The following is a 3,296-nucleotide window of genomic DNA, read 5'->3' on the forward strand; positions in this document are numbered from 1 at the left end:
TTCCGCAGCTTATTGATATTAGCCGCAAATGGCTAAGAGAATGTGTTACCTTAAAAGATGATGCTTTCTTGCAGATGCTAATTATTAACGAACTGGCACATGATGCTGTGGATAGAATTTACACTTCTATTACAGCAGCCGAAACCGGACCGAAGTATTTAAAGCCTATCTTGAGACAATATGACTTTGTTGGATCAACCAGATACGTTGATTTTGATACTACACGACCAGTGTACCCTACAGTTCCAGATAAGTGCCACATTTCCCACGTCGTTGCCGATACTGAATCATGGGAACAAAAAATGGCTAAAGCTTTAGAAGATATGCCGGAAGTATCTTGTTACGTAAAAAACCATGGTTTGAATTTTCTAATTCCGTATACATTTGAAGGTGTTGAAAGAAACTACATGCCCGATTTCATTGTGCGTATCAATGATGGTAAGACTGATCTATTAAATTTGATTATTGAAGTAAGCGGCGAAAAGAAGAAAGATAAAGCAGCTAAGGTCGCTACCGCCAGGAATTTTTGGGTTCCAGCAATTAATAATCATGGTAGCTTCGGCCGCTGGGCATTTTTGGAAATAGTTGACCCTTGGAATGCAAAAAGTTGCATTCGGTCAAAATTATTTTATGGAGAGGATAATAAAAATGTATAGTAAAGGCAGAAAGACAATAACCGATATTCAGAACGCAGTTGAAAACGGTTTAATACCACCCGAGTTTACTCCTAAACAAGTCAATTCAGCGTTAAAGATCAATTATGGAGGAACATTTCTTCCCAAACATCGAGTAAATAATCCAGGCAATAATACAGAATTGTTTATTCGTCTAAGAAAAGGTTTATACAAGCTTAATAATTAACGAGAAGGAATTACTGATGGCAAAACAGAAACAGGTCAACAATAAGGATATTGATGCAATTCGTCATAAGGATAAGCGGTCGAATATCCCCACAAGTGAACTAAGGGATTTTGCCAAACAGGACGAAGACACCCCTAAGAGAATTCTGTATCCACGCGATCCTTCTCTGGATCCCCAGCTTGTCTGGAAAGGCAAAGACGAACAGGATTCTAAGGATCTTGAAGTACCAGCGGTACCAGTATATATACAGGAAAAGATTCACCCTAAATTCATAATCGAAGATCTTCGAGCCCAAGCCAAAGAAGGCAAACCAGAACAGCTGGATTTCTTTGCTGATTTTAACGGGCTTAATTTTGAAGAGGTAGTCGAGTTTTATCAACATGAGCAGCAATGGACAAACCGTATGATACTTGGTGACTCATTGCTGGTCATGACATCGCTTGCCGAAAAAGAAGGCCTTAAAGGAAAAGTCCAGACAATTTATATGGACCCACCTTATGGAATCAAGTTTGGTTCTAACTGGCAGACGAGCACCCGCAAACGGGATGTAAAGGACGGAAGTGTAACAGATGCGACCAGACAACCAGAGCAGATTAAGGCCTTCCGTGATACCTGGGAACTGGGAATACATTCCTATCTGGCCTATTTGAGAGATAGGCTAGTTGTTGCTAGAGATCTTCTTACCGAAACTGGTAGCTGTTTTCTTCAAATTGGAGATGAAAATGTACATCTGGTAAGGTGCCTAATGGATGAGGTATTTGGGAGTGAGAATATTATATCTATAATATTTTATAAAAAGACTACAGGAGCAGGTAGTTCAGGGGATTTATTAGCTCCACCATCAGTAGGTGATTATATTTTATGGTATGCAAAGCAAAAGTATAATGTTAAATATAGAAGTTTGTTCTCTGAAAAGTGTCTAGGAGGAGAGGGCACATCTGGGTATAAAAAAGTTGAGCTGCGCAATAAAGAAAGGCTCTCTATAGCAGAATGGGAAAGGCAATTTAATACTACTCTTGATATTAATAACATCCCAGATGGGATAGAAATATATACATTAGATAATCTAACGAGTCAATCCGGAGGAGAATCAGGTAGATTCCCAATTGTCCTAAATAATAAAGAATTCCGTATTAAAAGAGGAAGCTGGAAGACAAACGAAGACGGAATTCGGAAATTGATAATTAGTGGCAGGCTCGATACTACAGAACAAAATGGAATCGGTTACGTAAGATACCTCAATGATTTTCCTGTGATGCCAGTTACAAATCTTTGGACTGACACTGTTGGCCAAAATCAATTCAGTGGTGAAAAAATATATGTGGTTCAGACAGCAACAAAGGTTGTCGATCGTTGTCTTCAAATGACGACAGACCCTGGCGATTTAGTTCTAGACCCAACCTGTGGCAGCGGAACAACGGCATATGCTGCGGAACATTTGGGTCGTCGTTGGATAACAATAGATACTAGCCGTGTGGCGCTAGCGCTTGCTCGTACCCGCTTGATGGCAGCAAAATTCCCTTATTACTTATTGGCCGATTCACCAGAAGGCATAAAAAAAGAAACCGAAATTACTGGGCTTATTCCCCCGGATTATAGAACTGATGGGGATATTAAGAAGGGTTTTGTTTATAAACGCATACCTCATATTACCTTAAAATCAATCGCTAATAATCCCGATATCAAAGAAGGGATGAGCCAAAAAGAAATTGATGAGGCAATAGCCCGGCATGCTGATACCGAAATACTCTATGATCAGCCTTATGAGGACAATAAACGCATTCGTGTTACTGGTCCATTTACTGTTGAAAGCCTCTCTCCTCACCGCGTTATAGTAACTGAAGAAGAGCGGCCAAACGCAGAAATTGAAGCCCAAAGAGAGGCTGGAACCGGCCAGTTTGAAACTGTAGTTTTGGAAAATCTCAAAAAGGCTGGTGTACAAAATACAGTAAAACATGAGCGATTAAAATTTACACGCCTTGACCATTACCCTAGTGAATGGCTTCATGCGGAAGGTGAATATATAGAACAAGATGGTGCTATAAAACGGGTTGCAGTATGTATAGGCCCAGAACACGGCACTGTTGGCCCTGAATTAGTTAAAGAAGCTGCTAAAGAAGCAGTCCGAGGAATTGGTTTCGATTTGCTGCTTATATGCGGTTTCGCATTTGATCCACATGTAAGAGAAGAAGCTAAAAGATACGGCAAGTTAAATGTTTTAATTGTAAATATGAGCCCGGAATTCTTAATGAGCGATGAACTCCTAAAGAAAACCGGTGCCGGAAACTTATTTATGGTGTTCGGTGAACCTGATGTTGATATCAAGCATCATAACGGAAAAGTTACTATTGAGATCAAAGGCGTAGATGTTTATGACCCAACTACCGGGCACGTACGTAGTAATTCAACTGATGATATAGCTTGCTGGTTCATAG

At 40.0% G+C, this 3,296-nt stretch carries 2 protein-coding genes; both read left to right on the forward strand.

Annotation, left to right across the window (positions count from 1 at the left end; translation table 11 throughout):
• Window positions 1–656, forward strand: a 656-nt coding sequence (locus PHX29_07295) for a hypothetical protein (protein MDD5605687.1), incomplete at its 5' end; no start/stop codon positions are given.
• A gap of 221 nt (window positions 657–877) precedes the next feature.
• Window positions 878–3,296, forward strand: a 2,419-nt coding sequence (locus PHX29_07300; GenBank protein ID MDD5605688.1) for a site-specific DNA-methyltransferase, incomplete at its 3' end; no start/stop codon positions are given.

The sequence above is a fragment of the Dehalococcoidales bacterium genome, from assembly GCA_028717385.1.
Taxonomy (GTDB): domain Bacteria; phylum Chloroflexota; class Dehalococcoidia; order Dehalococcoidales; family CSSed11-197; genus CSSed11-197.